The organism is Thermococcus aciditolerans (assembly GCF_008152015.1).
Classification (GTDB): domain Archaea; phylum Methanobacteriota_B; class Thermococci; order Thermococcales; family Thermococcaceae; genus Thermococcus; species Thermococcus celericrescens.
Genome location: NZ_CP041932.1, coordinates 2,026,710 through 2,050,653 on the forward strand (window position 1 = coordinate 2,026,710; position 23,944 = coordinate 2,050,653).

Consider the following 23,944-nt stretch of genomic DNA (forward strand, 5'->3'; position numbering starts at 1 on the left):
TGTTCGTGGTTTTTGGCGGAGATCTAAAGGATAAAGTCAACGGCACAGGGGGGAATCGGATTGGCGAACCTGAAGAAGTTCCTAATAAGAAGGCTCCTCACGTTTATCCCCACCCTCATCGGAGTCACCCTCATAGTCTTTCTGATCGCCTACGTCATTCCTGCGGACGTTGCCAGGGCATGGGCTGGCGGTGAGAAGGCGAGTCAGGCGTACATGGAGCAGATAAAGAAGGAGTACCACCTCGACGAGCCCTGGTACGACCAGTACTGGTTCCTTGTGAGCGGACTGGCGCGGAACAGCATAATCGACCCGAGGACGTCCAACTACGTCCTTGACGATATAAGAGATCGTTTCCCCGTGACGTTTGAGTTGGCATTGGTGGCGTTCTTCTTCATCCTGATAATAGGTATTCCCCTTGGTATAATCTCGGCCCTTAAGAGGAACACGTGGGTAGACACCGTTATCAGGTTCTTCGCCCTCACCGGCGTTTCAATGCCGGTCTTCTGGCTGGGCTACCTTCTCATATACGTGTTCTTCGTCGAGGTTCACTGGATAACGCTCGCTGGCTTCCCGGCCCCGCCCGAGCACCAGATAACCCACATCCCGATGATAGACGCCCTCATCACCGGGGACCTCTCAACCTTCAGCCAGCACCTCCACAGGCTCTGGCTCCCTGGCTTCACGCTGGGATTCATGGGTGCCGGCGTTCTCGCCAGGTTCGTCAGGAACAGCTTCCTTGAGGCCATAGGCAGCGACTACGTTGGGTTCCTCAAGGCCAAGGGTGTTCCCAAGAGGGGAATCTACCGCCACGCCCTCAAGAACGCCATGGTTCCGATAGTTACCGTTCTCGGCCTTCAGTTCGGAGGCCTCCTTGGCGGAACTCCGATCACCGAGACGGTGTTCGGCCTCCCGGGAATGGGTTCCTACGTCATCGACTCAATCAGGAACCTCGACTTCCCCGCGGTCGTGGCCATAACCATGATCTTCGCCCTGATATTCCTCATAACGAACCTCGTCGTGGACATACTTTACGCCCTGATAGACCCGAGGGTGAGGTACTGACGCTGGGGTGATAAAATGGGCAGGGAAGAATACAAATCAAACATTCTTGACAAGCTCTCCGACAAGCTCGTTGAGGGATTTGGAAGCTTCATAAGCCTATTCAAGAAGGACTGGAAGAAGAAAAACCGCTCCAAGATGGAAGAATGGAAGCTCATGCTCTACGCCCTCAACCGCTCCCCGCCGGGCCTCATAGGACTGGCGCTCGTGCTGATGTTCGTGCTCCTCGGCATATTCGGCCCCAGCCTCGCCACGTGGAACTACAGGTTCTTCCCGACCAACTACAACATGAGCACCTACCTCGCCCCGCCCGGCTCGACGTACTTCCTGAACGTTACCGAGCTTAGGGGGGACAACATCATCCAGTACACCACGAACATCCACTACACGCTCGGTGCGGACAACTTCGGTAGGGACCTCGTCAGCCTCATCCTCTACGGAGCCAGGGTCTCCCTGGTGATATCGATAGTCGTCATAGTCCTCGGTGTGCCCCTGGGCATCATCCTGGGCCTCGTCGCAGGGTACTACGGCGGCAAGGTTGACGAGCTCGTCATGCGCATCACCGATGTGTTCCTGGCCTTCCCGGCGCTCATCCTCGCCATGGCCTTCTCCGCCGTGCTCCCGCAGAGGCTTCAGAACTTCATCTCCACCCATGAGTCCGTCCAGAGCTTCGTGCTGTGGCTCTTCGCGCTTGAACCTCAGGACGCCGGCAACCTCGGAAAGCTCCTCGCCGTCATACTCGCCATGATCATAGTCTGGTGGCCGGCATACGCCAGGATAACACGCGGTTCGACCCTCACCGAGAGGGAGAGCCTCTACGTTGAAGCCGCCCGCGCCATAGGACTCAGCTCCAGAACGATAATGTTCAGGCACATCCTGCCCAACATTATCGGCCCGATACTAGTTTACATAACCCTCGACTTTGGAGGCGTCATCCTCATGGAGGCCGGCCTGAGCTTCCTCGGCCTTGGTGCAACGCCGCCAATAGCCGACTGGGGTAGGATAGTCTACGACGGCTCCCAGTACTTCCCGGAGCACTGGTGGCTCGTTACGTTCTCGGGCTTCATGATCATGCTCGTGGCCCTCGGATGGAACCTCCTCGGTGACACGATGAGGGACATCCTCGACCCGAAGACGAGGAGGAGCATAGAGTTCAAGGTTAAGAAGGCCAAGAAGGAGGGTGAGAGCAATGCCTGAGCCGATCCTTGAGGTTCGCGACCTGACCGTCCACTTTTACACCTACGCTGGAATAGTTAAGGCCATCGAAAGGGTTTCCTTCGACGTCTACAGGGGCGAGACCTTCGCGCTCGTCGGTGAAACCGGCTGTGGAAAGAGCGTCACCTCGCGCGCCCTCACCCAGCTCATCGAGAGCCCCGGAAAGATCGTGGAGGGCAGCGTGATCTACCACAGGGAGGATGGTTCGATCGTCGATCTACTAAAGCTGAGCACTGAGGAGATAAGGGACATAAGGGGCAAGGAGATAGCCTACATCTTCCAGGACCCCCACGCCTCCCTCGACCCGCTCTACACGGTGGGGTATCAGATAGCCGAGGGAATGGTGGTTCACAACACAGTCAAGGACTGGAAAGAGGGCTTTAAGAAGGCCGTTGATATTCTCCGCCGTGTTCTCATCCCCGACCCGGAGAACAGGGTAAAGAACTACCCCCACGAGATGAGCGGAGGAATGAAACAGCGTGTCGTCATCGGAACGGGCGTCGCCAACAACCCCAAGATACTCATCGCTGACGAGCCAACGACCGCCCTCGACGTCACGGTCCAGGCTCAAATACTCGAGCTGATGAACAAGCTCAAGCGCGAGTACAACACCACCGTGATACTCATCACCCACAACATGGGAGTGGTCGCCGAGATGGCCGACCGTGTGGCGGTCATGTACGCGGGTAAAATAGTCGAGATAGGCTCCGTTGACCAGATATTCAAGAACCCGCTTCACCCGTACACGCAGGGTCTCCTTAGGGCAGTTCCCAACCCGCTGGCCAAGATAGACCGGCTCGAGACCATCCCGGGAACGGTTCCCAACCTGATAGAGCCGCCCGGAGGATGCCGCTTCCACCCGAGGTGCCCGAGGGTCATGGGCGTCTGCAAGGATAGGGTCCCCGAGCTGAAGGAGATAGAGCCCGGTCACTTCGTGGCGTGCCACCTTTACTGAGGTGATACCATGAGCGAGCCGATACTCGAAGTTAAAAACCTCAAGAAGTATTTCCCCATCAGAGGCCTTTTCAGAACTGAGGGCTACGTCAAGGCCGTTGACGACGTCAGCTTCACGATAAACCGGGGTGAAACCTTCGGTCTCGTCGGAGAGAGCGGCTGTGGAAAAACCACCACCGGAAGGACCATCCTCCGCCTCATCGAACCCACCAGCGGTCAAATCATCTTCCAGGGCAAGGACGTCACGAAGCTCAAGGGCGAGGAGATGAAGTGGTTCCGCAGGAAGGCCCAGATCATGTTCCAGGACCCCTACTCCTCACTCAACCCCCGGCAGACGGTCTTCGAGGTCATCATGGAGCCCGTCCGCTTCCACAAGATACCCGTTGATGACCCCGAGGAGTTCGTGATAAGGCTCCTGGAAAGCGTCGGCCTCAACGAGATGCACCTCTACCGCTATCCCCACGAGTTCAGCGGCGGTCAGAGGCAGAGAATAGCCCTCGCCAGACTGCTGGCCCTCAGGCCGGAGTTCATAGTCCTCGATGAGCCCACCTCCGCCCTCGACGTTTCGGTTCAGGCCAACATCCTCAACACCCTCAAGGACCTCCAGAGGGAGTTCGGCTTCACGTACCTGTTCATCAGCCACGACCTTGGCGTCGTCAAGTACATGAGCCACAGGATGGGCGTTATGTACCTTGGAAAGCTCGTTGAGGTCGGGCCGGCGGAAGAGATCTTCGAAAACCCCCTCCACCCGTACACCAAGTTCCTGCTATCTGCCATACCCGTTCCCGACCCGGAGCTGTCGAGGGAGCTCAAGGCGAAGCGCATGAAGGTTGAGGGGGAGCCGCCGAGCCCGATAAACCCGCCCCAGGGATGCCGCTTCCACCCGAGATGTCCGTTTGCCAAGGCGGGACTCTGCGACAAGAAAGAGCCCCCGCTGGTGGAGGTCGAGAACGGCCACTACGTCGCCTGCTGGCTCTACGGAAAGGCATGATTTTTCTATTCTATCTTTTCCGTTCTCAGCCATTGGAGTGCCATTCCTGCGTTGGAGTCTATTTTGAACAGTTCCCTGTAAACGGGGTCGCTGACTTCCCCACCGTTCACCTCAAACTCGAGGACTGCATAGCCCCGGGGTTTCACCACAGTTTCCCCGAGCTCCGCGGGACTCTTTATCCCGAGGACCTTCCTCATTATCGCCAGGGCCAGCAGGGCTTCCCGGTTCTTCTTGGCCAGCTCCTCGTCCCTGTCCACGTGCCGCTGGTGGCCGGTTGGTATGCCGATGATCCTCCAGATGTTCCAGCGCCTCATGTGCCGTGCCCTCTCGTTGAACCTCTCGCCGCTGAGGTCGTAGAGGGTCACGAAAAGGGAAGTCAGGTAGCTCCTCAGGGAGTCCTCTTCCAGCAGGGCCCCTTGAGGTCTGGCCTCGAGCCGCTGGAGGTCTTCGGCCTTTCTTATCAGCGTTGCACGCCTCTCGGGTTTCTCCACCCTCAGCGAAAAGTACGCGTCCACGCCGTACATCCCGGTCCTTGTCTCGAAGAGCACGTAGGGAACCCTCAGCCTCATGCCTCTCCCCCCGTTGAGTACGTGGGATAAGCATATAAAACCGCCGGAGGAATAGTCCCGGAGCTGAGGGCTATGAGGGTTGATGAGCTTCCAGTGGACGAGAGGATAAAGAGGATAATCCGTGAGAGGGGAATAGAGGAACTGTACCCGCCGCAGGCGGAGGCCCTGATGAGCGGCGTCCTGGAGGGAAAAAACCTTGTACTCGCCATTCCCACGGCGAGCGGAAAGACCCTTGTGAGCGAGATAGTCATGGTCAACAGGCTCCTCCGCGATGGGGGCAAGGCGGTCTATCTCGTCCCCCTGAAGGCCCTTGCGGAGGAGAAGTACCGCGAGTTCAAGGAATGGGAGGTTCTGGGTCTCCGCGTGGCTGCAACGACCGGTGACTACGACTCCACCGACGAGTGGCTCGGGCGTTACGATGTAATCATCGCCACCGCCGAGAAGTTCGACTCCCTCCTGAGGCACGGCTCCAACTGGATCGGGGACGTCAAACTGGTCGTGGCGGACGAGGTTCACCTCATAGGCTCCTACGACAGGGGGGCCACGCTCGAGATGATACTCAGCCACATGCTGGGCAGGGCGCAGATCCTGGCTTTGAGTGCCACCGTTGGAAACGCCGAGGAGCTCGCCGAGTGGCTCGATGCTGCGCTGGTTATGAGCGACTGGCGCCCGGTTCAGCTCAGGAAGGGGGTATTTCACATCGGGCAGCTCTTCTGGGAGGACGGCAAAATAGACCGCTACCCTGAGAACTGGGAGAGTCTGGCAATTGACGCGGTCAAGAGGGGCAAGCAGGCGCTGGTGTTCGTCAACACCCGCCGCTCTGCCGAGAAGGAGGCCCTCTCGCTGTCCTCCAAGATAGCCCGTCTTCTCACGAAGCCGGAGACCAGGCAGCTAGACGAGCTAGTTTCCTCTATCGAGGACAACCCTACGACGGAGAAGCTCAAGAGGGCGCTGCGGGGCGGTGTAGCATTCCACCACGCGGGCCTGAGCAGGGCTGAGAGGACCCTGATAGAGGATGCATTCAGGGAGGGGTTGGTTAAGGTAATAACGGCCACCCCAACGCTGTGCATGCATCCAGAGACCCCGGTAATCACAAAAAACGGCGTTAAAAAAGTAAGCGAGCTTGAAGAAGGGGATGAAGTTCTGACTCACAGCGGTCGTTTTAAGAAAGTCATAACACCGCTAAGAAGACCCCACAGGGGCAGAATGCTCGTAATCAAAGCGAGAGGAACCGTTCCGGTGAGGGTAACGCCCGAACACATGGTGTGGGTCGTTAAGAGAATCCGCCATAAGTCCCATTACTCGGATGGTAGACAGGTAATCTGGTGGGAGTTCAAAGGACCGGAGTGGATAACCGTTCAGGAACTCAAGGAACTTGTTGAAACCAATAAGGACGAAAAGGTATCCTATATGCTCCTTCAGCCGATTCCACAGCCAAAAGTTACAGTAGACAGAATCCCTCTGCGGGAACCAATCTATGTTTCAAATCAGTTCGGAACAACAGATAAATTACACCCCTCTATAAGGAGAACACCAGAATTCTTGCCTCTAAACTTTGAAACCGCAAGGTTGTTGGGCCTGTGGATTGCTGAGGGGTCTACCTCAAAAACAGGGGCCGTAAACTTCGCCATTGGCTCCCATGAAAACCAGATTACAGAATTCCTTGTACAAACTATCAAAAAGTATTTCCCACACGCTAACGTCGTTGTGAAGGACCACGAGCGGAACAGGAGAGTCGTCCGCTTCTGCAACAAGAGATTTGCCGAATGGCTCAGAGGGAACATCGGTCACAGGGCATACGAGAAAAGGATTCCCGATGTTCTTCTCTTCAACGAGAACAGGGAAGTCCGGCTTGGACTTTTAAGAGGTCTTGTTGAGGGAGATGGTTATATACGAAGAGACAATAGCAGTAGGGCCAACTATGTAAGTTACACCACGGTCTCGCCCACCTTGGCCTATCAGCTTCAGCTTCTCCTTGGCTCTCTTGGATATGTATCGTCGATTTCGAGAAGCGTGAGGAAGTCTGGAATTGGAAAAAGCAGGAAGCCAATCTACGAAGTTAAAATCAGCGGACGCTCGTACTATAGATTGCTCGAAGAACTCGGTCTTAAGGTTCCTCCGAAAGGAAATAGAACCTACAACGTGAACACGATCTGGAACGGCTATCTTCTCTTTAAGGTTCGCTCCGTTGAGGAGGAATTCTACGAGGGTGACGTCTATAATCTTGAGGTCGAGGACGACGAGAGTTACAGCGTTGGCTTCATAGTCCACAACTCGGCTGGTGTGAATTTGCCCTCGTTCAGAGTAATAATCCGCGACACCAAGCGCTACGCCGGCTTCGGCTGGACGGACATACCGGTCCTCGAAATCCAGCAGATGATGGGAAGGGCCGGAAGGCCGAAGTACGACAAAGTCGGAGAGGCGATAATCGTCGCAAGGACTGAGGAACCGAGAAGGCTGATGGAGAAATACATCCACGGAAAGCCCGAGAAGCTCTTCTCGATGCTCGCCAACGAGCAGGCCTTCAGGAGCCAGATTCTGGCGCTCGTGACCAACTTCGGAATAGGTAACTTCCGTGAGCTGGTTTCTTTCCTTGAGAGGACTTTCTACGCCCACCAGCGCGGGGATATAGCCTCTCTTGAGTACAAGGCCAAGAACGTCGTCTACTTCCTCATCGAAAACGGGTTCATCGACATGGACATGAACGACCGCTTCATGCCCCTGCCCTTTGGAAAACGCACCTCCCAGCTTTACATAGACCCCCTCACGGCGAAGAAATTCAAAGACGCCTTTCCGGCAATTGAGAACAACCCAAATCCCTTCGGAATCTTCCAGCTGATAGCCTCGACGCCGGACATGGCCACGCTGAACGCCCGGAGACGGGAGATGGAGGACTACCTCGATCTGGCCTATGAGATGGAGGATAAGCTTTACACGAACATCCCCTACTATGAGGACTCGCGCTTCCAGGGCTTTTTGGGCCAGATAAAAACGGCAAAGGTGCTTCTCGACTGGATAAACGAGGTTCCGGAGACGAGGATATACGAGACCTACAACATAGACCCCGGGGACCTCTACAGAATTCTGGAGCTCGCGGACTGGCTCATGTACTCCCTCATCGAGCTGTACCGGCTCTTCGAGCCGGAGGAAGACGTGCTGAACTATCTGAGAGATCTGCACCTCCGCCTGCGCCACGGCGTTCGCGAGGAGCTCCTCGAGCTGGTTAAGCTCCCCAACATCGGAAGGAAGAGGGCGAGGGCGCTCTACAACGCCGGCTTCAGGAGCCAGGAGGATATAATGCGCGCCAAGGTGAGGGACCTCCTGGAGGTTGAGGGCATTGGAATGAAGGTGGTTGAAGGTTTGTTCCGGCACTTCGGCGTGGAGATGCCGAAGGGTGCTAAAAAGGACTCCAAAAAGGTGGAAAAAGCGCGGAAGGGAACCCTCGATGCTTTCCTGAAGTAGGGCCAATCTTTTTAAATCCCCCTATTTTACTCGGGCGTGGGCACTATGATAATCATCGTGACTGGAATGCCCGGTTCGGGAAAGAGTAGGATCGTCAAGGAGTTCGAAAGGAGAGGCTTTCCGAGCGTTTCTATGGGAGACGTCGTGAGGGAGGAGACCGTAAAGCGCGGGCTGGAGCTGACCAAGGAGAACGTTGCCAAGGTGAGCATCCGTCTGAGGCAGGAGCTGGGTCAGAACGCCGTTGCAAAGCTGACGGTCGAGAAGGTGAGGCGCCTCCTTGAGGGCAGCAGGGTCGTCGTTATAGACGGCGTTCGCTCCCTCGACGAGGTTGGAACCTTCAGGAGCGCGTTTCCAGCAGAGGAGATAATAATACTGGCCGTTCACACGCCGCCACACACGCGCTTCGAGAGGCTCAAAGCCAGGGGCAGACACGACGACCCGAGGACGTGGGAGGACTTCGAGGAGCGCGACTGGAAGGAGCTGAAGTTCGGCATAGGCAACGTCATCGCGATGGCCGACCACATGATAGTGAACGACGAAACGAAGGACGAGTACGATAAAAGGGTAAAGGAGCTGGTCGATAGGATTCTAACCCAGCATTGAATCCAGGAACAGCATCACGTAGAAGCCCAGGAAGAATCCCAGGGTTATCAGCGTGTCGCTATTTTCTCCCCTGTATATCTCGGGTATCATCTCCTTCACGGTCACGTAGAGCATCGCCCCGCCGGCCAGACCGAGGCCGTACGGCAGGAGCCAGGCGAAGAGTGTGAGGAAATACGCCCCTAAGAGAACCATTGCCATCTCCGCGAAGCCGCTCAGCACGCCCATCGCTATTGGCTGGAGGCGCTTCTTCTGTATTGTCGCGAGGGGCAGCGAAACGACCGTCCCTTCCGGGAAGTCCTGGATTCCGATGGCTATGGTGGTGACGAGGCCCACCTCCAGGTTGTAGACGAGGGACGTCCCGACCGCGAGGCCCTCCGGCAGGTTGTGGATTATCACCGCTATGACGAGAAGCCAGACCTTCCTCAGCTTGTCCTTCATGGATTTGGGGCCCTCGTAGCCCTTGACGAGGTGTTCATGTGGGAGAAAGCGGTCTATGGCGTAGATGAGCAGCACCCCAAGGGCTATCCCGATTCCAGCCGGTGCAAAGGAGCCGGTGCTCTCTATCGCTGGCAGGATGAGGCTCGTGAAGGCCGCCACTATCATCACGCCGGCGGCGAAGCTGAGGGCAAAATCAACGCCTCCCTCGGGGAGGCTCTTGGCGAATATCGCCACCATAGCTCCGAGAGAAGTCATGAGTGCGACGAAAAGTCCGGCGTAGAAAGCAACCCACATGATTTCGCCGTTCGAGATGCTCAGTATCCACTCCGCGAGACTGGCCACGAAGTTCTCTAACACTATTAGGCCACCCTAACTATTTGGGCGGTTGGGTTTATAAGCCTTCCCGCGAGCTTCTTCATGGGTGAGAAGATGGAACTCTTTGAGGAAGTTGAGGTTGAGGCTTACGTTTATCCGACCGAGGACATCGAGAAGGTTAAGAGGGCCATGCTGAACCTGATCCATGACCTGGAGTTCGAGGCGTTCGATAGGGGCGATTACGTCATTCTGACCGGCAAAACGAAGAGCAGAAAGGCCCTTAGCAGGCTCTACGAGCTCTTCCGCGGACAGGCTATACTTGACACTGCGCGCTCGTTCCTTGAGGAGGGGTACTTCGGCGAGGAGATAATCATCAGAGTCAACAAGCAGGCAGCTTATGCCGGCGTCGTCAACTTCAACGAGGAGTCGCCGCTGGGCCCGATAACGATAATCATCAGAACCAGAGACCCCGGGAAGCTCATGAAGTGGCTCGCGCCGAGAACCAAGGACGGGGTGCCGATAGAGTGACTTCCTCCTGCACTGAAGGCGGGGCTTCAAAAGAAAAATGTAAAAAGGAAAGCTCATTCGGCCGCTTTTTTCTTCCTCCTGCCCCAGCTTATCTGGGCCGTTAGGATTCTCTCGGAGGAGAACAGCCTTGCCGTGGCGTAGAGTATAACCACCGCTATTGCGGCCAGGTAGATGGCACTGACCGCTATTGCCCTGTAGTTCTCCACCAGCACGTATCTGTAGTCGAGTATCGGATGGGTGAAGGGTATCACTTTAAGGACGTACTGAAAGACCACCGGAAGGTCCCCAATGTCGGTGTACATAAGTATGAACGCCGGAAACGCCAGGGGCAGGATTACCGCGCTTACCAGCGTTGTTGCGCTCTGGACGTCTTCGGCGAAGGTTGCCACTATCATCGCCAGGCTGAGGGAGATTATTATCGTCAGGAACACCACGAGGGCGAACAAAGCAGCGCCCGTCGGCGTTACCACGAGGCCGAGGTCCCCAAGACTGACCCCCAGGTCTCCCCCCATGAAGGAGCCCATGTACTGCCGCATTCCTATCATGTACGCCACCGCCGCGACCAGGCCCATCATGGCGGTTCCGAATATCTTGGCCCCGACTATATGGGTTCTGGGAACCGGAAGTGTCAGCAACGTTTCCAGCGTTTTGTTTTCCTTTTCACTCGCTATGGCTCCAGCGGCCATCTGGGAGGTTATCATGACCATAAGGAATATTATCAGGGGTATCGTGAATGCCTGGGACGCTATTACTCCCGAGACAACCCCCGGTGGAACATCGACCACCCTGTCGTTTATGTAAGACCTGCTCTGCACGGTTATAGGATGCAGAACCGCGTCCGGATTTTCGGCACCCAGTGCGGTCACCTTAAGGCGCGCTATCTCCTCGCTCAGTATCCCTATGACGGCGCTTATCCTGCCCTCACTGACGCTCTCTTTCATTCCCGTCCCCACGCTCAGAAAGATGCCGTATATCTCGACCGTGGCCGTTTCGTTCGCCGTCAGCTTGGCGGAGAAGTCCCTGGGGATAACCACCAGAACGTTCTGTTTATTCTCCACCGCCCATTGAAGCGCTCCTTCGAGAGTTGTGGCGTTTACGAGGGTTACGCTGGTGTTGGGGGCCGTCTTGAGCGCATCCACGAGGGCGTCTCCGTAACGTCCCTCGTCAAAGTTCACTATAGTCACGTGCGTCGTCCCGGTTGCCTGCTCCATTCCCACCTGTATGAACTTCCCCATCATGGGGTAGATTATCAGGGGGACTATTATGAGACCGAAGAGCAGCTTTCTGTCCCTGAAGAGGTTCTTGAGCTCCTTCTTGGCCATCACCCAGAAATCGCTCATGCCCCCTCACCTCCGACCGGCTCGTTCGCTTCCGCCCCCACCGCGGTCATGAAGACCTCCTCCAGGTTCTCGGCGCCGTACTTGTCCTTCAGCTCCTTGGGGGTTCCGAGCTCAACTATCCTCCCCCCTGCTATCATCGCCACCCTGTCGCAGAGAAACTCTACCTCAAGCATGTTGTGGCTTGAGAGCAGGAATGTGACCCCTTCGGTCCTTGCAAAGCGCCTTATCGTCTGCCGTATTTCGTACGCGTTAACTATGTCCAGCCCGCTCGCCGGCTCGTCCAATATGGCCAGCTTCGGCTTCACCATGAGCGCCCTCGCTATGAGGAGCTTCCTCGTCATTCCCTTGGAGTACGTCGACACCTTGTCGTGTAGCCTCTCCCCAAGCCCGCTGAGCTCAACCCCCAGCTCGAGCATCTCCCTTGCCCTCTCATCATCTTTGGAGTAGAGCCGAGCCATGAACTGGAGGTATTCGTAGCCGGTGAGGTTCTTATACGCCCCCGCCTCCTCAGGCAGGTAGCTGATGATCTCCCTGACTTTGTCGGCTTCCCTCACCACGTCGTGGCCGTCTATCTTCGCGCTCCCGCCCGTCGGCTTGAGAAGCGTCGAGAGTATCTTGAGAGTCGTGCTCTTTCCGGCGCCGTTGGGACCGATGAGCCCGAATATTTCGCCCTCGCTGATGGAGAAGCTTATTCCCCTGAGGGCCTTCACCTTTCCGTAGTCCTTCTCCAGATTCAAAACTTCAACCATGGCCATGCTTGACCCTCCCCACCTTGTAAACGAGCAGTCCAAGGGTGGCGAGCGCAACTCCAAAGAGAAAAACCACCCAGATTCCCGAGTATCCCCCGATGAATGCAGTTCCAAGCCCGATGGCGACTCCAAGCCAGCCGTTTAATTCGTGATCGTTTTTAAAGCCGTGGTCGAGCCCCAGGAGCAGCGCCCCAACCACAACCAGCCCGAGCTCGATAAGGAGCAGGGGTGTGTTGACCCCAGTGCAGACCCTGCCGCTCGGCACCTCCACGCAGGCCAGCCTTTCGATGGGTGGTCTGACCAGGGAGAGCCCTATTCCGAGGAGATAGGCCAGCCCACCAGCGACCGTTCTAGCCTTCATCCCCATCACCCCCGTGGATGAAAACATCCTCGATTTTAACGCCGAAAAAGTGAGCTATCCTGAACGCCAGTCTCAAGGAGGGGTCATATCTTCCCTTCTCAATGGCTATTATCGTCTGTCTCGTAACCCCGAGGGCTTTCGCCAGTTCCTCCTGCGTCAGTCCCCTTGCCTCCCTCAGCTCACGCAGGCGGTTCTTCACTCACATCACCCTTTCGTAGTAGTACTGCGAGACCACGAGGGCAACCACACCAACCGCGAGCGGAATCAGGAGCTTTGTGGCGGTTTCTGTGTTCCCGTTTGAGTATTCCCACAGGTATTCGGCAAAGAGGATGACGTTGACCACGGCAAATGCGTTTCTCGTGCTTTTGGCACTTATCAGCTCGGTTCTCTCGTCCTCTACCCTTTCCACCCTGGAGTTGTAGTACCGGTTCAGGGCGTAGACCAGGAGAACGCCCAGGAGGAATATCCCCACGGCTAGGGATGCCTTTCCCGACTTGGTTGAGTATGCAAGTCCGATGACCATCACGGCGATTAAACCCGCGAGCAGGCCTTCGTACTTTAAGTTCACTCACATCACCCTCGCGTAGTGATGCTTCAGGTACAGTTTTAGGGCCGAGGTCAGAACCATCAGGCCGAGGGCCAGGTAATAGGCACTTCTCAGGTTTGGGTCATTCTCGGAGAGAACAGAAAGCACCACGACCGCAAAGGCCAGGGCCAACACCAGCACCTGGAGGGTTCTCCGTGAGGCCATCTCCTCGATGCGGAGCGTTCTCTCGTCGCTTATAATCTCCCCGCGTTTTTTGAGCCAGTCAGCGTAGAGAAACGAAACCGCGATTGCCGCCGCTAGAACGCCAAAAGCTAGTGCAACGTTTCCCATCCGCAGGGCAACGATCAGTAAAGAGGCCGTTGTTGCAGGGATTGCGTAGCCTATAATTCTCCATCTCTCCATGCTCTCACCATGTAAAGTTTCCTTTACGTAAAGCTTCCTTTACATCCTTATAAACCTTTTCCCTCAAAGTTTTTAAAGCGCCGGGGAGAAGTTCAATCCGCGCGGGGGTTGCCGAGCCTGGCCAAAGGCGCGGGATTTAGGGTCCCGTCCCGTAGGGGTTCGCGGGTTCAAATCCCGTCCCCCGCACCACATCAACCCTTTGCTTCGCAAAGCGTTGACGGAAAATGGCGTGCAATTCTAAAATTGCTTGTTTTTGTCGGGGTTTATTCTTCAGTTGATGGTTTTACAGTGTTTCACTCTCTAAAGGCGCCCTTCGGGCGCCGATAAAAATGTGAAACTGCTTGGAGGCTTGAGTTAAAAGTCAAACCCGCTTTTTGATTGTACTTGAGCATCGCACAACTGTTTTTCTGCCAGTTTAATGGAATGACCTTTTGATGAAACTTTTCGCTAGAAAAGTTTCCTCACGGCAGTTTGAGCTCGATTCTTACGTCTTCATCCATCAGGACGAAGAGAATCAGCGCCGAGAGGAGGGTCAGCGTTGCCGCTGGAAGGGACAGTCCCACCATCACCCAGAGGAGTCCAAAGAGCAGGTCCAGGAGGGCTATGTACGCCGAGAGGTCCACGATTGTCTCGTGTCCCACCCAAACCCCGTAGGCGAAGAGCAGGTGCACGCTCCCAACGAGGATGTAGCCAAAAAACGTGTACCTCTCCCCGAAACTCATCGCGGCTATGCCGTAGAAGAAAACCGCGAGGAATGTAAAGAAAGAAACGACGAGGGGCTTAGGCCGCATCGCCGAGCTCCTCCACGGGGAGCTTCATCCTTGCCGAGGCAAGGAGCAGAAGGACTCCGAGGATTGCCATGCTGAGGTATATCAGCATCCCCGTAGTCACGCCGTGGACGAGGACGAACATTACGTTGGGGGCCACTGCGTTGGCGGAGTTGGAGATGAGGCCGAGGGCGAAGCTGGCCTCCGGATAGATTTTCTTCGGGTACGTTGCCGGTGCCGTCGTCCAGAAGGCAGGTCCGGTTCCCTGGACTATTCCGGTAATCGCGATTCCTAGGAGTGCCAGCCTGTAGTCGTTCGCCGAGATTGCCTTCCAGACGATGAAGATTCCCGCAAAGGTCACCGCGTAGGAGAGCGTCATGACGCTTACTATGGCCTTGAATAGACCTCTGTTGCTGGTGTTCTTGACTGAGAGGCGGTAGCCGAGGTAGCCCATTATTATGGACCAGAGTGCCATTGAGACCTCGAGCGTCATAACAAGGTTCGCAACCTGGGCATCGCTGAATTTGACGTTGTGGAGCGTGAATGAGCCGAGGGTAAAGATTATCCAGAGTGCGGGAAAGAACGTAAAGCCGAAGACCCAGGTGAAGGACATCTTCCAGACGTTTGAGCCTGAGGAGTGCTTCCCCTTTGGAATCTCGAAGTCCTCAATGAAGAGCCACCAGAGGGCAAGCACAGCGTACATTACAACGGCCGAAACGAGGAACGCAACCTTGACGGCTCCCCAATCGGAGTAGTTGTGGGAGGCCCATTTGGCGAGGTTTATGCCATAGATTCCACCCCAGAATATGCCTGAGAGGATTATGCCCTTGGCAAAGGGCCTCTCGGCGACGAAGAGCCTTCCAATCTGGTTGCTGAAGACAGCTATGAGCGCGACTATAAAACCTTGGAAGAAGCGGAGCGCCACAACTCCACCCCAGCTCGGCATGAACGGGATCAGCAACTGCGGTATCGCCGCGAAGCTGATTATAAGGGCAACGCTCCTCTTGAAGGAGCCCTTGAACAGGCTCGTCCCACCGAGGAGGAACGCAACGAACAGACCGACGACGTAAGCGGTCTGCTGGTAGCCCATGGCCGCTTCGGTTATACCGTAGTGGTCTATCACAATCCCCGCGAACTTTTCAAGCATGTGCATGGTTCCAAAGCCCGCCGCGACGACGAGCGTGTTTAGAAGCACGGTAATCCATCTTTTCTCCATGGGTCTCCCTCCTTATAGCTTTCCAAACAGCATCAAGATGCCAAATACTATGAAGAGCGCCCCTGCGAACTTGTGGACCAGTTCGAGGGGAATGAAGTCGCCGAGCTTGTCGCCGAGAACCGCACCGATGAGGTTCACGGCGGCCAGGCCCAGAATGGCCCCCACAAACGCTACCTTCCACCCGTATTTAGCCGCGAAGGCCATGGTTGCCAGCTGGGTTTTGTCTCCCAGCTCCGCCAGGAAAATGGCAAAGAATATGGCGAGAATTCCGTCCATCGGACCTCCCTCAGAGCTTTGAAAGGGCCTCGTGCATTCTCTCCATTGCCTCTGTGAGCTGGCTCTTCTTGGTGGCGTAGCTTATCCTTATCCAGCCCTCACCAGCCTTTCCGAGAGCAGTTCCAGGGATCACCACCACTCCGGCGTTGTCGAGGAGCCACTCCGCGAAGTCCTCGCTGCTCATCTCAAGCTCGGGGTCTATCCTGGCCCAGATGTAGAAGGCACCCTTGGGTCTGAACGGGGTTATGTGGGGCATCTTGTTGAGGTGGTGGAGAACCAGCTTCCTCCTCTCGGCGTAGGTCTGGCGCATGGCCTCGACAGCTTCCCAGCTGCGCTTGTCGCGGAGGGCGGTGATTCCTGCTATCTGAATGAAGGACGTGACGTTTCCAATGACGTAGGCGTGGAGCTTTATCATGTCCCTGATGACCTGGGTTGGGGCTATGGTGAAGCCGAGGCGCCAGCCGGTCATGGCAAAGGTCTTGGAGAAGCTGTTCGCCAGAATCGTGTTGTCCGGGGCGTATTTGATCATCGGGTAGTGCTTCGCCCCCTCGTACAGGAAGTGCTCGTAGGGCTCGTCGCTCAGGATGTAGAGGTTGTAATCCTCCGCTATGTCCGCTATGGCCTTCACCGTCTTCTTTTTAAGAACTGCACCGGTGGGGTTGTTTGGATAGTTGATAACAAGCATTCTCGTTCTCTTGGTTATTGCTTCAACGAGCTCATCGGGGTCGATCTGGAACTCGTTCTCTTCGCGGAGGGGTATCCTTAAGATGCCGGCCTCGGCGATCTTTGCGTCCTCAACATAGCAGACGAAGGCCGGGTCTGGAATGATAACATCATCGTCCTGCTCCAGAAGGGTCTGGAACGCGAGGTAGGTGGCCTCGTAGGCACCCGCGGTGACGATTATATCATTGGGGGAGATATCAACCTTGTAGTGGGTCTTGTAGTACTCAGCTATCGCTTCACGGAACTCGGGGATGCCCGCGTTGGGGGTGTAGTGGGTGTATCCCTCATCTATCGCCCTCTTCGCGGCCTCCTTTATGACGTCAGGGGTGTCAAAATCTGGCTCTCCTATTCCAAGGGAGATAACGTTTTCCATCTTCTTTGCCTTTTCGAAGAGCTCCCTAATCTTTGAGCGCTGGATGAGGTTTATTCTGCCCGCAAGGAAGTATTTGCGTTTTTTATATCTCATGAGGACATCACCTCAGGCAGTCGGGAATGATGGAGGGATTTTATAAACCTATCCACCATAAAGCACGTGAATGGCCATTGGCTGCCTATAAAACTTCAACGAGAGCCGCCTTTTCAAAAAATCTTTTCGATTTTTCTGCCCCGCAGTCGGTCATGGGCAGCTCCTCCAGGTTCAGCTCCGCAAGAATCCCCCCTGCCCTATTGCGGCTTCCAAAGACCACCAGGTAATTCTCTCCATCCCTGACGCCGTGCTTTACTATTGCATCTTTTATCTGGAGTGTTCCGGCGAGGCGGAGGAGGAGTTCGCCGCCGAGGGTTCTGGCATGGTTGGTGCCCCTCTCAAATGAACGGAGCGCTAAAAGCGCCGCAAACGCCACTTCTTCCCAGCATTCGCCGTTCACTATCTGAAAGTCACCGCCTATCAAGGGTATGAGTTCCCCGGCATTTTTTACGAATATTTTCGTGATGTGGAGATTTTCCGTTATTTCTTTCATCGGGCCACCCCATCCCCGGTGGATTCTTCGACGTTAAAACCCTTTCTGAGCCCTTCCTGTGGGGTTGTTTATGAATTTTTCGTAAATCCAAGATTTTCAAAAAATTTTTTGAAAATCATATTATCACGATAATATTAAGTAAGCGCAAAGTATTTAACTAATTAAATCACTATTTATCCCAGCGGCTTGCTGAACTGGGTGGTGCAGGGATGACCAAAATGCGTATCATCAGTGTACAGCTCCCCCAGGGACTGATCAATGCCATGGATCAGCTCGTTAGAAAGGGAGTCTATCCCAACAGGAGTGAGATAATCAGAGAGGCCATCCGCGAGCTTTTGAAGAAGGAGCTTTATCAGCTTGAGACGGGAGAACGCTCAACGCCTGAGTACATCCTAAAATAAGCCGCTGAAATCAATGTTAAAATCAAAATCCTGCAATAGTCAAACCTAAATTGGGGGTTGGGGCAATGGTATTTAAACTCTTAGAACAGGCCGGAATAAAACTCGATCTGGACGATGGGCCGAGAGCAGCGCAGGTTGATGGGTTCTCCGACGAGAACCTGGAGGATCTCATAAAGATCGTCATCGTCGGTGTTGGCGGTTCTGGAAACAACACGATAACCAGACTCTACGAGCTTGGCGTCCAGGGCGCGGAGCTCATAGCCATGAACACTGACGCCCAGCACCTTGCCAGGACGAAAGCTCACAGGAAGCTTCTCCTCGGTAAGGAGATAACGCAGGGCAAGGGCTCGGGCGGAAATCCGGAGATAGGTTACCGCGCCGCCGAGGCGAGCGCCCATGAGATTGCCGAGACCATCGGTGACGCCGATCTTGTGTTCATAACCGCTGGTATGGGTAACGGCACCGGTACGGGCGCTGCTCCCGTTGTTGCCAAGGTCATAAAGGAGCGTGCTAGGCACAACGGTCGCTTTAGGGAACCGCTCGTCGTCAGCGTTGTAACCTACCCGTTCAAGAACGAGGGTAAGATAAGGATTGAGAAAGCCAAGGCGGGCATAAAGGCCCTCATGTACTACTCCGACACCGTCATCATAATCGAGAACGACAAGCTCCTCAAGCTCGTTCCGAAGCTTCCGATAAACGCGGCCTTCCGCTTCGCCGACGAGATAATAGCCAGGATGGTCAAGGGCATCACCGAGACCATAAAGCTCCCGTCCATGGTCAACATCGACTTCGCCGACGTTTACAGCGTCATGCACAACGGCGGTGCGGCTCTGATAGGAATCGGTGAGAGCGACTCCAGCAACAGGGCAGTCGATGCCGTCAAGAACGCCCTTGAGAACAAGATGCTTGAGGTTGAGTACGGCAGCGGCGACAGGGCTCTGGTTCACTTCACCGTTGGTCCCGACGTGAGCCTCGGTGAGATAAACGACGCCATGAACATTGTCTATGAGAAGCTCGGCGAGAAGAGTGAGATTAAGTGGGGTGCTAGGATAGACGAGGACATGGGCAAGGTCGTCAGGGCGATGGTCATCATGACCGGCGTTAAAAGCCCGCACATCCTGGGCGGCGAGCACGCCCTCCAGGTCGGCTCATCGATGAAGGACAACATAATCACCACACAGCCGGTCAAGCCGTTCAAGTCCAAAGAGGGCGATTTCGACAGGATACTCAACATGATATCGGGCAGACCTGAGAAGAAGGAGAGGGAGCTTCCGCCCTACGCGAAGAGGGTTCTCGACGACTTCCTGGATATTGCCTGAATTTCTTCCCTTATCATTTGGGCACAGGTGGTTCTATGGCAGTGGTTATTAGCGTAGCCAATCAGAAGGGCGGGGTCGGAAAGACCACCCTGACGATGAACCTCGCCTACGCTCTCTCCTCGATGGGCAGAAGGGTTCTTGTGGTGGACATAGACCCCCAGTTTAACCTCACTTTTGGTCTTATAGGCATGGACGTCCTTCAGCACGGTGACAGCAACGTGGGGACGCTGATGACGAGGGAGAGCGACATCGACAATACCATAGTGGAAGTCCGGGAGAACCTCCATCTGGTACCCAGCCACCTGAATCTCTCGGCCAAGGAGATTGAGATCATCAACACCTACAACCGTGAGAGGCGGCTTGAAAAGGCCCTCCTTCCTGTTCTGCCGGACTACGACTACGTTCTCATTGACAACCCGCCGAGCATGGGCATCTTCCTGGTTAACTCACTGACGGCCTCAGATTACGTTCTCATACCTCTAGAGCTCAGCTATTTTGGCGTCATAGGAATGCAGCTGATGTTCAATCTGATGCGCATGATACGTCAGGAGACCAACGAGAACCTTAAACTCCTCGGCCTGGTTCCCAACAAGTTCACCCGCCAGACGAAGGTTCCAAAGATGCGCCTCAAAGAACTTAAGGAGACCTACCCCGATGCTCCGATTCTGACGACCATTCCAAAGGCCATAGCCCTTGAGAAGGCTCAGAGCCAGGGGGTTAGCATATTCGAGTTCGAGGGTGATGGAAGGGCCGCGAAGGCCTTTTCAAAGCTTGCCCGCGAGGTGGTTGAGCTTGTCGAAGGATAAAATCCCCAAGCTTTTCGACGGTTCCGTTAACGAGCTCACGAGGCCTTCCAGGCCGAGGAAGAAGGATGAGAAGGGCGCCCTAAAATCCAAGGACATGAAGAAAGAAAAGATGCAGAAGACCCTCTACATAAGCAGGGACATGAACCGGAAGCTCATCGAGCTGTATGGCGAGGAGGGGAGGAGGCAGAGCACAATCGTGGAAGATGCGGTGAACCTCTACTACTACCTTAGAATGGCACTGGGCGAGAAGAAGTTCGAGGAGCTTCTGAGCGCCGTGAGGAGAGAAGACCCGGAGTTCCTTCGGGATTACATGGGCAGGTTCAAACTTTAACGTTAACCCAGATGCCTAGATTCACCCGTTGAATAAGCCCGCTTAAATCATGCCCCAACTCCCGGTGGATAGACACCTAGTGGCAACCATGGAATAATCTGCTAGAACCAGGCTCTGGAATAACACCCTGAAATCAGTCGCAGTACGCCTCCACTATCCTCTGAATTATTTTGCTCGTCTTCGCCCTGTCGCTCCTGTAGAGGTAGGGGATCCGTATGACCTCCGCTTCGATTCCATGGTTCCTCAGCGCATCCCTGAGGCGCTCGCAGTTGAAGTCCTGGTCAGGGCCTATCGCGACGATGTCCGGGTCTATCCTGCGCACCAGCTCGTAATCTATACCTCCAGGGGAGCCGATGTAAACCTCATCCACCATCTTCAGTGCCCTTAGAAGTTCCGCCCTGTCCTCCGCCGTGTTCACGGGGTCCCTGCGCTTCCGTTTTCTCACCGTTTCGTCGTGGGCAACTATAACCACCAGTTCGTCCCCCAGGGCCTTGGCCTGACTTAAAAAGTGAATATGGCCGATGTGCAGGAGATCAAAAACCCCGCCGACGAGGACGCGAATTCTTTTCCTCCCCTCCGTTTCCCCGTCCATATCAACCCACCGTCAGTTCCCAGATCCTGTCCTTAGCGTGGTGAATGTTCTTCACTGCCTTCCCCTTGGGTTTTTCCTTCATAGCCCTTCCGTCCATCAGAGCTATGCCTATTGCGAGGGGCCTTCCGTAGTCTTCCTCGACCACGAAGACGAAATCGCCCTCCCTGATGCTCTCGTCGGCGTCCGTTATCCCCGCGGCCATGACGTCTGCACCCTTGAGGACAAACGGGACGGCGCCGGCATCGACCACGACGCGCCTGGGCCACGCCCTCAGGTCCTCCTCGTTGGATAGCTCGTAGAGTGCTATAACCAGCGGGAAGATGAGTCCCTTCCTTCTTATGAAGAATGGCTTCCCGTTAACCAGGAGTATCTCCGTCGTCTTATCGAATTCCGCGACCTCAACCTTGTCCTTCCTGTTCAGCATCTTCCCCGCTATCTCCTCGCCGAAAGTCTCGCTCATCTCCCGGATTATCTCCTTCACTTCCTTCTTGCTGAGCGGGTGCTTGACCTTCAGCTCCATTCTCACACCCCCAACGTCTCCTCGTACAGCATTCTGGCGCTTTCCCTCGGGTTCTCGCTCGCGTAGATTGAGCGACCGACTATTATGTAGTCCGCCCCTGCCTTTAAAACCTCACCCGCCCTGCCGCCCTGGGCACCGACGCCAGGGGTGAGGATTTTGATTCCCGGCTTCAGCTTCGAGCGTATGTACGAAACGCGCTCGGGCCTGGTGGCGGGAGCTATGACGCCGAAGGGCTCAAGTTCGTTGGCCAGTTCGATGAGTTTGTCTGTGACCGGCTGGATGAACTCCTTCGCGCCAGGATGGCTCATCTCGACGACTATTATGGTCTTCCCAAGTTCCATGACGGCCCCAACGCTGTCGCTCCCGGGAAAGCCGTGGGCTATGATATAGTCCGCCCCGGCATCAAAAACCTTGCTCGCTATCAGCCGGTTGGTGTTTGGGATGTCGGCCAGTTTGAGGTCCGCTATTATCGGCAGCCCCGTAACCTGCTTGAGTTCGGTGATGATGCTCAACCCCGAGCCGATTATCAGCGGCCAGTTAACCTTCACCGCCCACAGGTAATCGGCGGTGCACTCGGCTATCTCAAGCGCCCTCTCTCGTTCGTACACGTCAAGGGCCAGGATTAGTTTGCGGTCTTCACTCCCGCTCATTTCGTCACCTCACGAGGGACTTTATCTCCTCCGGAAGAACCTCCTCCTTCAGGGAGAGTGCCACGTGGTAGGCGCTTTTCATGGCGTTCGCTTCCTTCTCCGCCCACGTGATTACCACCAGCTCGCCGTCCTCCAGCTTGAACGCTTCCTTAACCCTCTCCGCCAGCTCGGGCATGGTCTCGCTCAGCGGTCTTCCGTCCTCCGGAAAGACCGGCTCCCCGTTCCTCACTACCAGTATCATCGCACCCTTTGCGAAGAACCGTATCGCCTCGTCCCTGAGCTCGATGCTCTTGAACTCCCCTGGCTCTCTCACGGTCAGTGCGAATGCGGGGTAGCCCTCAATCTCCCCTATACGGCGGACTTCTGAGAAATGCCTCGAAATCCCCTCAAGAAGCCCCATTCCTCTCTTGTTGAGAGAATGGCCGCGCTGGGCGGAGGATATTGCACCTATGTTACTAAGCTTCCTCAGGAGCGTCCTGACGCTGCCCTCGCCGAGGTTCAGGGCCTCTGATATGGCCTTCCTCCCGGTCGGGTTTTGGAGCATGAACAGAACCGCAACGGCATCCTCGAGCGTGAACTCAGGATAGGCTCCCCTCTTCCAGCTCATTGTTTTCCCTCCAAGAATAATATGGCGAGAGGGGATTAAAAGGTTTGTTAGAGAAAGTTGGAAGGTCTCAGAGCCATCTCGGCTCCAGACCTGCCCACATCCTCATCTTTTCGTGGGCGATGATGCGCGGTATGTTGCCCTTCTCTTTCGGTCCCGGGTTCTTCATGTAGAAGGCGTTGACCTCGTAAACGGCTCCAAAGGCCTTCTTCTCGACCGCTATCTTTCCAAGTCTGGCGAGGTCAACGAGCAGTCCTGCCAGGGCCGGGCTGTCGTTTATCCTGCCGGTGATGACGAGCTCGTCGTGGGCGCCGTTGAAGCTGACGTACTCGATGTGCATGGCGATGAACTTCTTGTCGCCGAGAGGCTCTAGGAATCCAGTGGGCTTGATATAGTGCGGAGCGTCGTAGCCGAGGAGCTCCTTGACGACCGAGCTCTTGGTGAACTCCTTGCTCTTGTTCCTCTCCTTGTCGGTGAGAGCCAGGAAGTCGTTGTTTCCGCCGATGTTGAACTGGGCTATATCCAGAACGTAGCGGTTCCTCTGGGCGAGGTGGCTGAGAACGTCCGCGGTGAGCGGGGTGGCTCCGGTGGCTCCGTCGTCGCCGAAGATGGCCATGTTGCTCTCCTTGGCGAGCTCGACGAAAGCTGGGTCGTTGGCTATGAGGGTCGGTATGGCGTTGACGAAGGCAGCACCACCAACTTCCTTGGCGTACTGGGCTATCGCGTAGGCGTAGACCTGGGTCGCCGTGAGCCTGTCCCTGTTGTCCTCTTCGATGGCCTTCTCAAGCTCCTCCCTGCTTCCGAAGGGAACGAAGGCCTCGGTGGTGCAGACGTTTATGAAGACCTCGGCGCCGAGCTCTTTCCACTCGTTCACGAGGTGCTCGACGGCCTCCTTGAGGGTCATCTCGTCTTCGAGGCCGGTGGCCTCGAGCGGAAGGTTCCTAAGGCTCCTCAGGTGGATTCCCTTCCTGACGGTGATGCCCTTGAGGCTCTCCGGCGCCTCCGGATCGTAGGCCTTGACGACATCGTAGAGGCTCCTGCCAACCTTGTTTGCATCGACATCGTATGAACCGACTATCTCAACATCCTTAATCTTGATTGGAAGCTCATCGGCAAGGGGGACTCCGTACGGCTCCATCTTTCCGGCCTTTATCTTCTCAAGGCCGCTCGCGAAGATGCTAGCAACGTAGCCCTGTCCGAGTATGACAACCTTCACCATCTTTCTCCACCTCCTCAGTTGCTCTAAG

At 55.6% G+C, this 23,944-nt stretch carries 28 protein-coding genes, 1 tRNA gene and 3 pseudogenes; 14 read left to right on the forward strand and 18 right to left on the reverse strand.

Annotated features, from left to right (window positions below):
- The first annotated feature begins 60 nt into the window (after positions 1–60).
- From FPV09_RS11105 to FPV09_RS11120, 4 genes are read left to right on the forward strand one after another with little or no spacing between them, the layout of a single operon-like run.
- Positions 61–1,062: an ABC transporter permease gene (locus tag FPV09_RS11105; RefSeq protein ID WP_148883445.1), complete on the forward strand. Its 1,002-nt coding sequence runs from the start codon at positions 61–63 to the stop codon at positions 1,060–1,062.
- Between the two features lie 15 nt (positions 1,063–1,077).
- Positions 1,078–2,256: an ABC transporter permease gene (locus FPV09_RS11110; protein ID WP_148883446.1), complete on the forward strand. Its 1,179-nt coding sequence runs from the start codon at positions 1,078–1,080 to the stop codon at positions 2,254–2,256.
- The gene (locus tag FPV09_RS11115; RefSeq protein WP_148883447.1) at positions 2,249–3,229 is read left to right on the forward strand and encodes an ABC transporter ATP-binding protein; all 981 of its coding nucleotides are present in this window, start codon (positions 2,249–2,251) and stop codon (positions 3,227–3,229) included. Before FPV09_RS11110 ends, FPV09_RS11115 begins: the two co-directional genes overlap by 8 nt.
- Positions 3,230–3,238: 9 nt before the next feature.
- A complete protein-coding gene (locus FPV09_RS11120) occupies positions 3,239–4,219 on the forward strand; it encodes an ABC transporter ATP-binding protein (RefSeq protein WP_148883448.1) in 981 nt (326 codons plus the stop codon).
- 5 nt (positions 4,220–4,224) lie between these two features.
- Here the strand turns inward: FPV09_RS11120 and FPV09_RS11125 are convergent, their stop codons facing one another.
- Positions 4,225–4,788, reverse strand: coding sequence for a globin family protein (locus tag FPV09_RS11125; RefSeq protein ID WP_148883449.1), 564 nt, complete (start codon positions 4,786–4,788; stop codon positions 4,225–4,227).
- 72 nt (positions 4,789–4,860) lie between these two features.
- On the opposite strand from FPV09_RS11125, the pseudogene FPV09_RS12260 reads away from it, so the two are divergent.
- The 4 genes and pseudogenes from FPV09_RS12260 to FPV09_RS11140 all read left to right on the forward strand — a co-directional run.
- Positions 4,861–5,874, forward strand: a pseudogene (locus FPV09_RS12260) (DEAD/DEAH box helicase); the annotation flags it as partial.
- 324 nt (positions 5,875–6,198) lie between these two features.
- Positions 6,199–6,882 (forward strand): annotated as a pseudogene (locus tag FPV09_RS12265) (LAGLIDADG family homing endonuclease); the annotation flags it as partial.
- A 180-nt stretch (positions 6,883–7,062) separates the two neighbouring features.
- Positions 7,063–8,250: pseudogene (locus FPV09_RS12270) on the forward strand (helix-hairpin-helix domain-containing protein); the annotation flags it as partial.
- A 45-nt stretch (positions 8,251–8,295) separates the two neighbouring features.
- On the forward strand, positions 8,296–8,853 hold the full coding sequence (locus tag FPV09_RS11140; protein WP_148883863.1) for a dephospho-CoA kinase: 558 nt from the start codon (positions 8,296–8,298) through the stop codon (positions 8,851–8,853).
- Here the strand turns inward: FPV09_RS11140 and FPV09_RS11145 are convergent.
- A complete protein-coding gene (locus FPV09_RS11145; RefSeq protein ID WP_148883450.1) occupies positions 8,839–9,648 on the reverse strand; it encodes a ZIP family metal transporter in 810 nt (269 codons plus the stop codon). The two genes, FPV09_RS11140 and FPV09_RS11145, sit on opposite strands and share 15 nt — an antisense overlap.
- 72 nt (positions 9,649–9,720) lie before the next feature.
- Here FPV09_RS11145 and FPV09_RS11150 point away from each other — a divergent pair, with 72 nt between their 5' ends.
- Positions 9,721–10,134 (forward strand): RNA-binding domain-containing protein, encoded by a 414-nt coding sequence (locus FPV09_RS11150; protein ID WP_058938715.1) that lies wholly within the window; start codon positions 9,721–9,723, stop codon positions 10,132–10,134.
- Between the two features lie 53 nt (positions 10,135–10,187).
- On the opposite strand, the gene FPV09_RS11155 is transcribed toward FPV09_RS11150, so the two are convergent.
- The 6 genes from FPV09_RS11155 to FPV09_RS11180 are packed head-to-tail and all read right to left on the reverse strand — an operon-like array spanning position 10,188 to position 13,533.
- Positions 10,188–11,474 (reverse strand): ABC transporter permease, encoded by a 1,287-nt coding sequence (locus tag FPV09_RS11155; RefSeq protein ID WP_148883451.1) that lies wholly within the window; start codon positions 11,472–11,474, stop codon positions 10,188–10,190.
- Positions 11,471–12,229, reverse strand: a complete 759-nt coding sequence (locus FPV09_RS11160) for an ABC transporter ATP-binding protein (RefSeq protein ID WP_148883452.1) — start codon at positions 12,227–12,229, stop codon at positions 11,471–11,473. The genes FPV09_RS11155 and FPV09_RS11160 overlap by 4 nt, the downstream gene beginning before the upstream one ends.
- Positions 12,216–12,584, reverse strand: a complete 369-nt coding sequence (locus FPV09_RS11165; RefSeq protein WP_058938718.1) for a hypothetical protein — start codon at positions 12,582–12,584, stop codon at positions 12,216–12,218. The genes FPV09_RS11160 and FPV09_RS11165 overlap by 14 nt, the downstream gene beginning before the upstream one ends.
- Positions 12,574–12,783, reverse strand: a complete 210-nt coding sequence (locus FPV09_RS11170) for a helix-turn-helix transcriptional regulator (RefSeq protein ID WP_148883453.1) — start codon at positions 12,781–12,783, stop codon at positions 12,574–12,576. Before FPV09_RS11170 ends, FPV09_RS11165 begins: the two co-directional genes overlap by 11 nt.
- Positions 12,784–13,152 (reverse strand): DUF2178 domain-containing protein, encoded by a 369-nt coding sequence (locus FPV09_RS11175; RefSeq protein ID WP_148883454.1) that lies wholly within the window; start codon positions 13,150–13,152, stop codon positions 12,784–12,786. It abuts the gene before it with no gap.
- Positions 13,153–13,533, reverse strand: a complete 381-nt coding sequence (locus tag FPV09_RS11180; RefSeq protein ID WP_148883455.1) for a DUF2178 domain-containing protein — start codon at positions 13,531–13,533, stop codon at positions 13,153–13,155.
- A 101-nt stretch (positions 13,534–13,634) separates the two neighbouring features.
- Between FPV09_RS11180 and FPV09_RS11185 the strand changes: the two genes are divergently transcribed.
- Positions 13,635–13,722 (forward strand) — tRNA-Leu (locus FPV09_RS11185).
- A 272-nt stretch (positions 13,723–13,994) separates the two neighbouring features.
- On the opposite strand, the gene FPV09_RS11190 is transcribed toward FPV09_RS11185, so the two are convergent.
- From FPV09_RS11190 to cgi121, 5 genes are all read right to left on the reverse strand, one after another.
- A complete protein-coding gene (locus FPV09_RS11190; RefSeq protein WP_058938722.1) occupies positions 13,995–14,324 on the reverse strand; it encodes a hypothetical protein in 330 nt (109 codons plus the stop codon).
- Positions 14,314–15,516 (reverse strand): MFS transporter, encoded by a 1,203-nt coding sequence (locus FPV09_RS11195; RefSeq protein ID WP_148883456.1) that lies wholly within the window; start codon positions 15,514–15,516, stop codon positions 14,314–14,316. The genes FPV09_RS11190 and FPV09_RS11195 overlap by 11 nt, the downstream gene beginning before the upstream one ends.
- A 12-nt stretch (positions 15,517–15,528) precedes the next feature.
- Positions 15,529–15,792, reverse strand: a complete 264-nt coding sequence (locus FPV09_RS11200; RefSeq protein ID WP_058938724.1) for a TMEM165/GDT1 family protein — start codon at positions 15,790–15,792, stop codon at positions 15,529–15,531.
- A gap of 10 nt (positions 15,793–15,802) precedes the next feature.
- Positions 15,803–16,981, reverse strand: a complete 1,179-nt coding sequence (locus FPV09_RS11205; protein ID WP_148883457.1) for a pyridoxal phosphate-dependent aminotransferase — start codon at positions 16,979–16,981, stop codon at positions 15,803–15,805.
- A gap of 85 nt (positions 16,982–17,066) precedes the next feature.
- Positions 17,067–17,474: a KEOPS complex subunit Cgi121 gene (gene cgi121 / locus FPV09_RS11210; protein ID WP_148883458.1), complete on the reverse strand. Its 408-nt coding sequence runs from the start codon at positions 17,472–17,474 to the stop codon at positions 17,067–17,069.
- Between the two features lie 209 nt (positions 17,475–17,683).
- On the opposite strand from cgi121, the gene FPV09_RS11215 reads away from it, so the two are divergent.
- From FPV09_RS11215 to FPV09_RS11230, 4 genes are all read left to right on the forward strand, one after another.
- A complete protein-coding gene (locus FPV09_RS11215) occupies positions 17,684–17,875 on the forward strand; it encodes a ribbon-helix-helix domain-containing protein (protein WP_058938727.1) in 192 nt (63 codons plus the stop codon).
- Positions 17,876–17,940: 65 nt separating this feature from the next.
- Positions 17,941–19,194, forward strand: coding sequence for a cell division protein FtsZ (gene ftsZ, locus FPV09_RS11220; protein ID WP_058938728.1), 1,254 nt, complete (start codon positions 17,941–17,943; stop codon positions 19,192–19,194).
- 35 nt (positions 19,195–19,229) lie between these two features.
- On the forward strand, positions 19,230–20,000 hold the full coding sequence (locus tag FPV09_RS11225; RefSeq protein ID WP_058938729.1) for a ParA family protein: 771 nt from the start codon (positions 19,230–19,232) through the stop codon (positions 19,998–20,000).
- Positions 19,987–20,331 carry a CopG family transcriptional regulator gene (locus tag FPV09_RS11230; protein WP_210411132.1) on the forward strand — a complete coding sequence of 115 codons (345 nt, stop codon included), beginning with the start codon at positions 19,987–19,989 and terminating at the stop codon, positions 20,329–20,331. Before FPV09_RS11225 ends, FPV09_RS11230 begins: the two co-directional genes overlap by 14 nt.
- A 133-nt stretch (positions 20,332–20,464) precedes the next feature.
- Here FPV09_RS11230 and FPV09_RS11235 read toward each other — a convergent pair whose 3' ends face one another.
- From FPV09_RS11235 to FPV09_RS11255, 5 genes are all read right to left on the reverse strand, one after another.
- On the reverse strand, positions 20,465–20,923 hold the full coding sequence (locus FPV09_RS11235) for an adenylyltransferase/cytidyltransferase family protein (protein ID WP_148883460.1): 459 nt from the start codon (positions 20,921–20,923) through the stop codon (positions 20,465–20,467).
- A gap of 1 nt (position 20,924) precedes the next feature.
- A complete protein-coding gene (locus FPV09_RS11240) occupies positions 20,925–21,443 on the reverse strand; it encodes an RNA-binding protein (RefSeq protein ID WP_148883461.1) in 519 nt (172 codons plus the stop codon).
- Between the two features lie 2 nt (positions 21,444–21,445).
- The gene (pyrF, locus tag FPV09_RS11245) at positions 21,446–22,093 is read right to left on the reverse strand and encodes an orotidine-5'-phosphate decarboxylase (RefSeq protein WP_148883462.1); all 648 of its coding nucleotides are present in this window, start codon (positions 22,091–22,093) and stop codon (positions 21,446–21,448) included.
- Positions 22,094–22,097: 4 nt separating this feature from the next.
- Positions 22,098–22,700, reverse strand: a complete 603-nt coding sequence (locus FPV09_RS11250) for a DUF4443 domain-containing protein (RefSeq protein WP_148883463.1) — start codon at positions 22,698–22,700, stop codon at positions 22,098–22,100.
- A gap of 67 nt (positions 22,701–22,767) precedes the next feature.
- Positions 22,768–23,916 carry an inositol-3-phosphate synthase gene (locus FPV09_RS11255; RefSeq protein ID WP_148883464.1) on the reverse strand — a complete coding sequence of 383 codons (1,149 nt, stop codon included), beginning with the start codon at positions 23,914–23,916 and terminating at the stop codon, positions 22,768–22,770.
- Positions 23,917–23,944 lie beyond the last annotated feature (28 nt).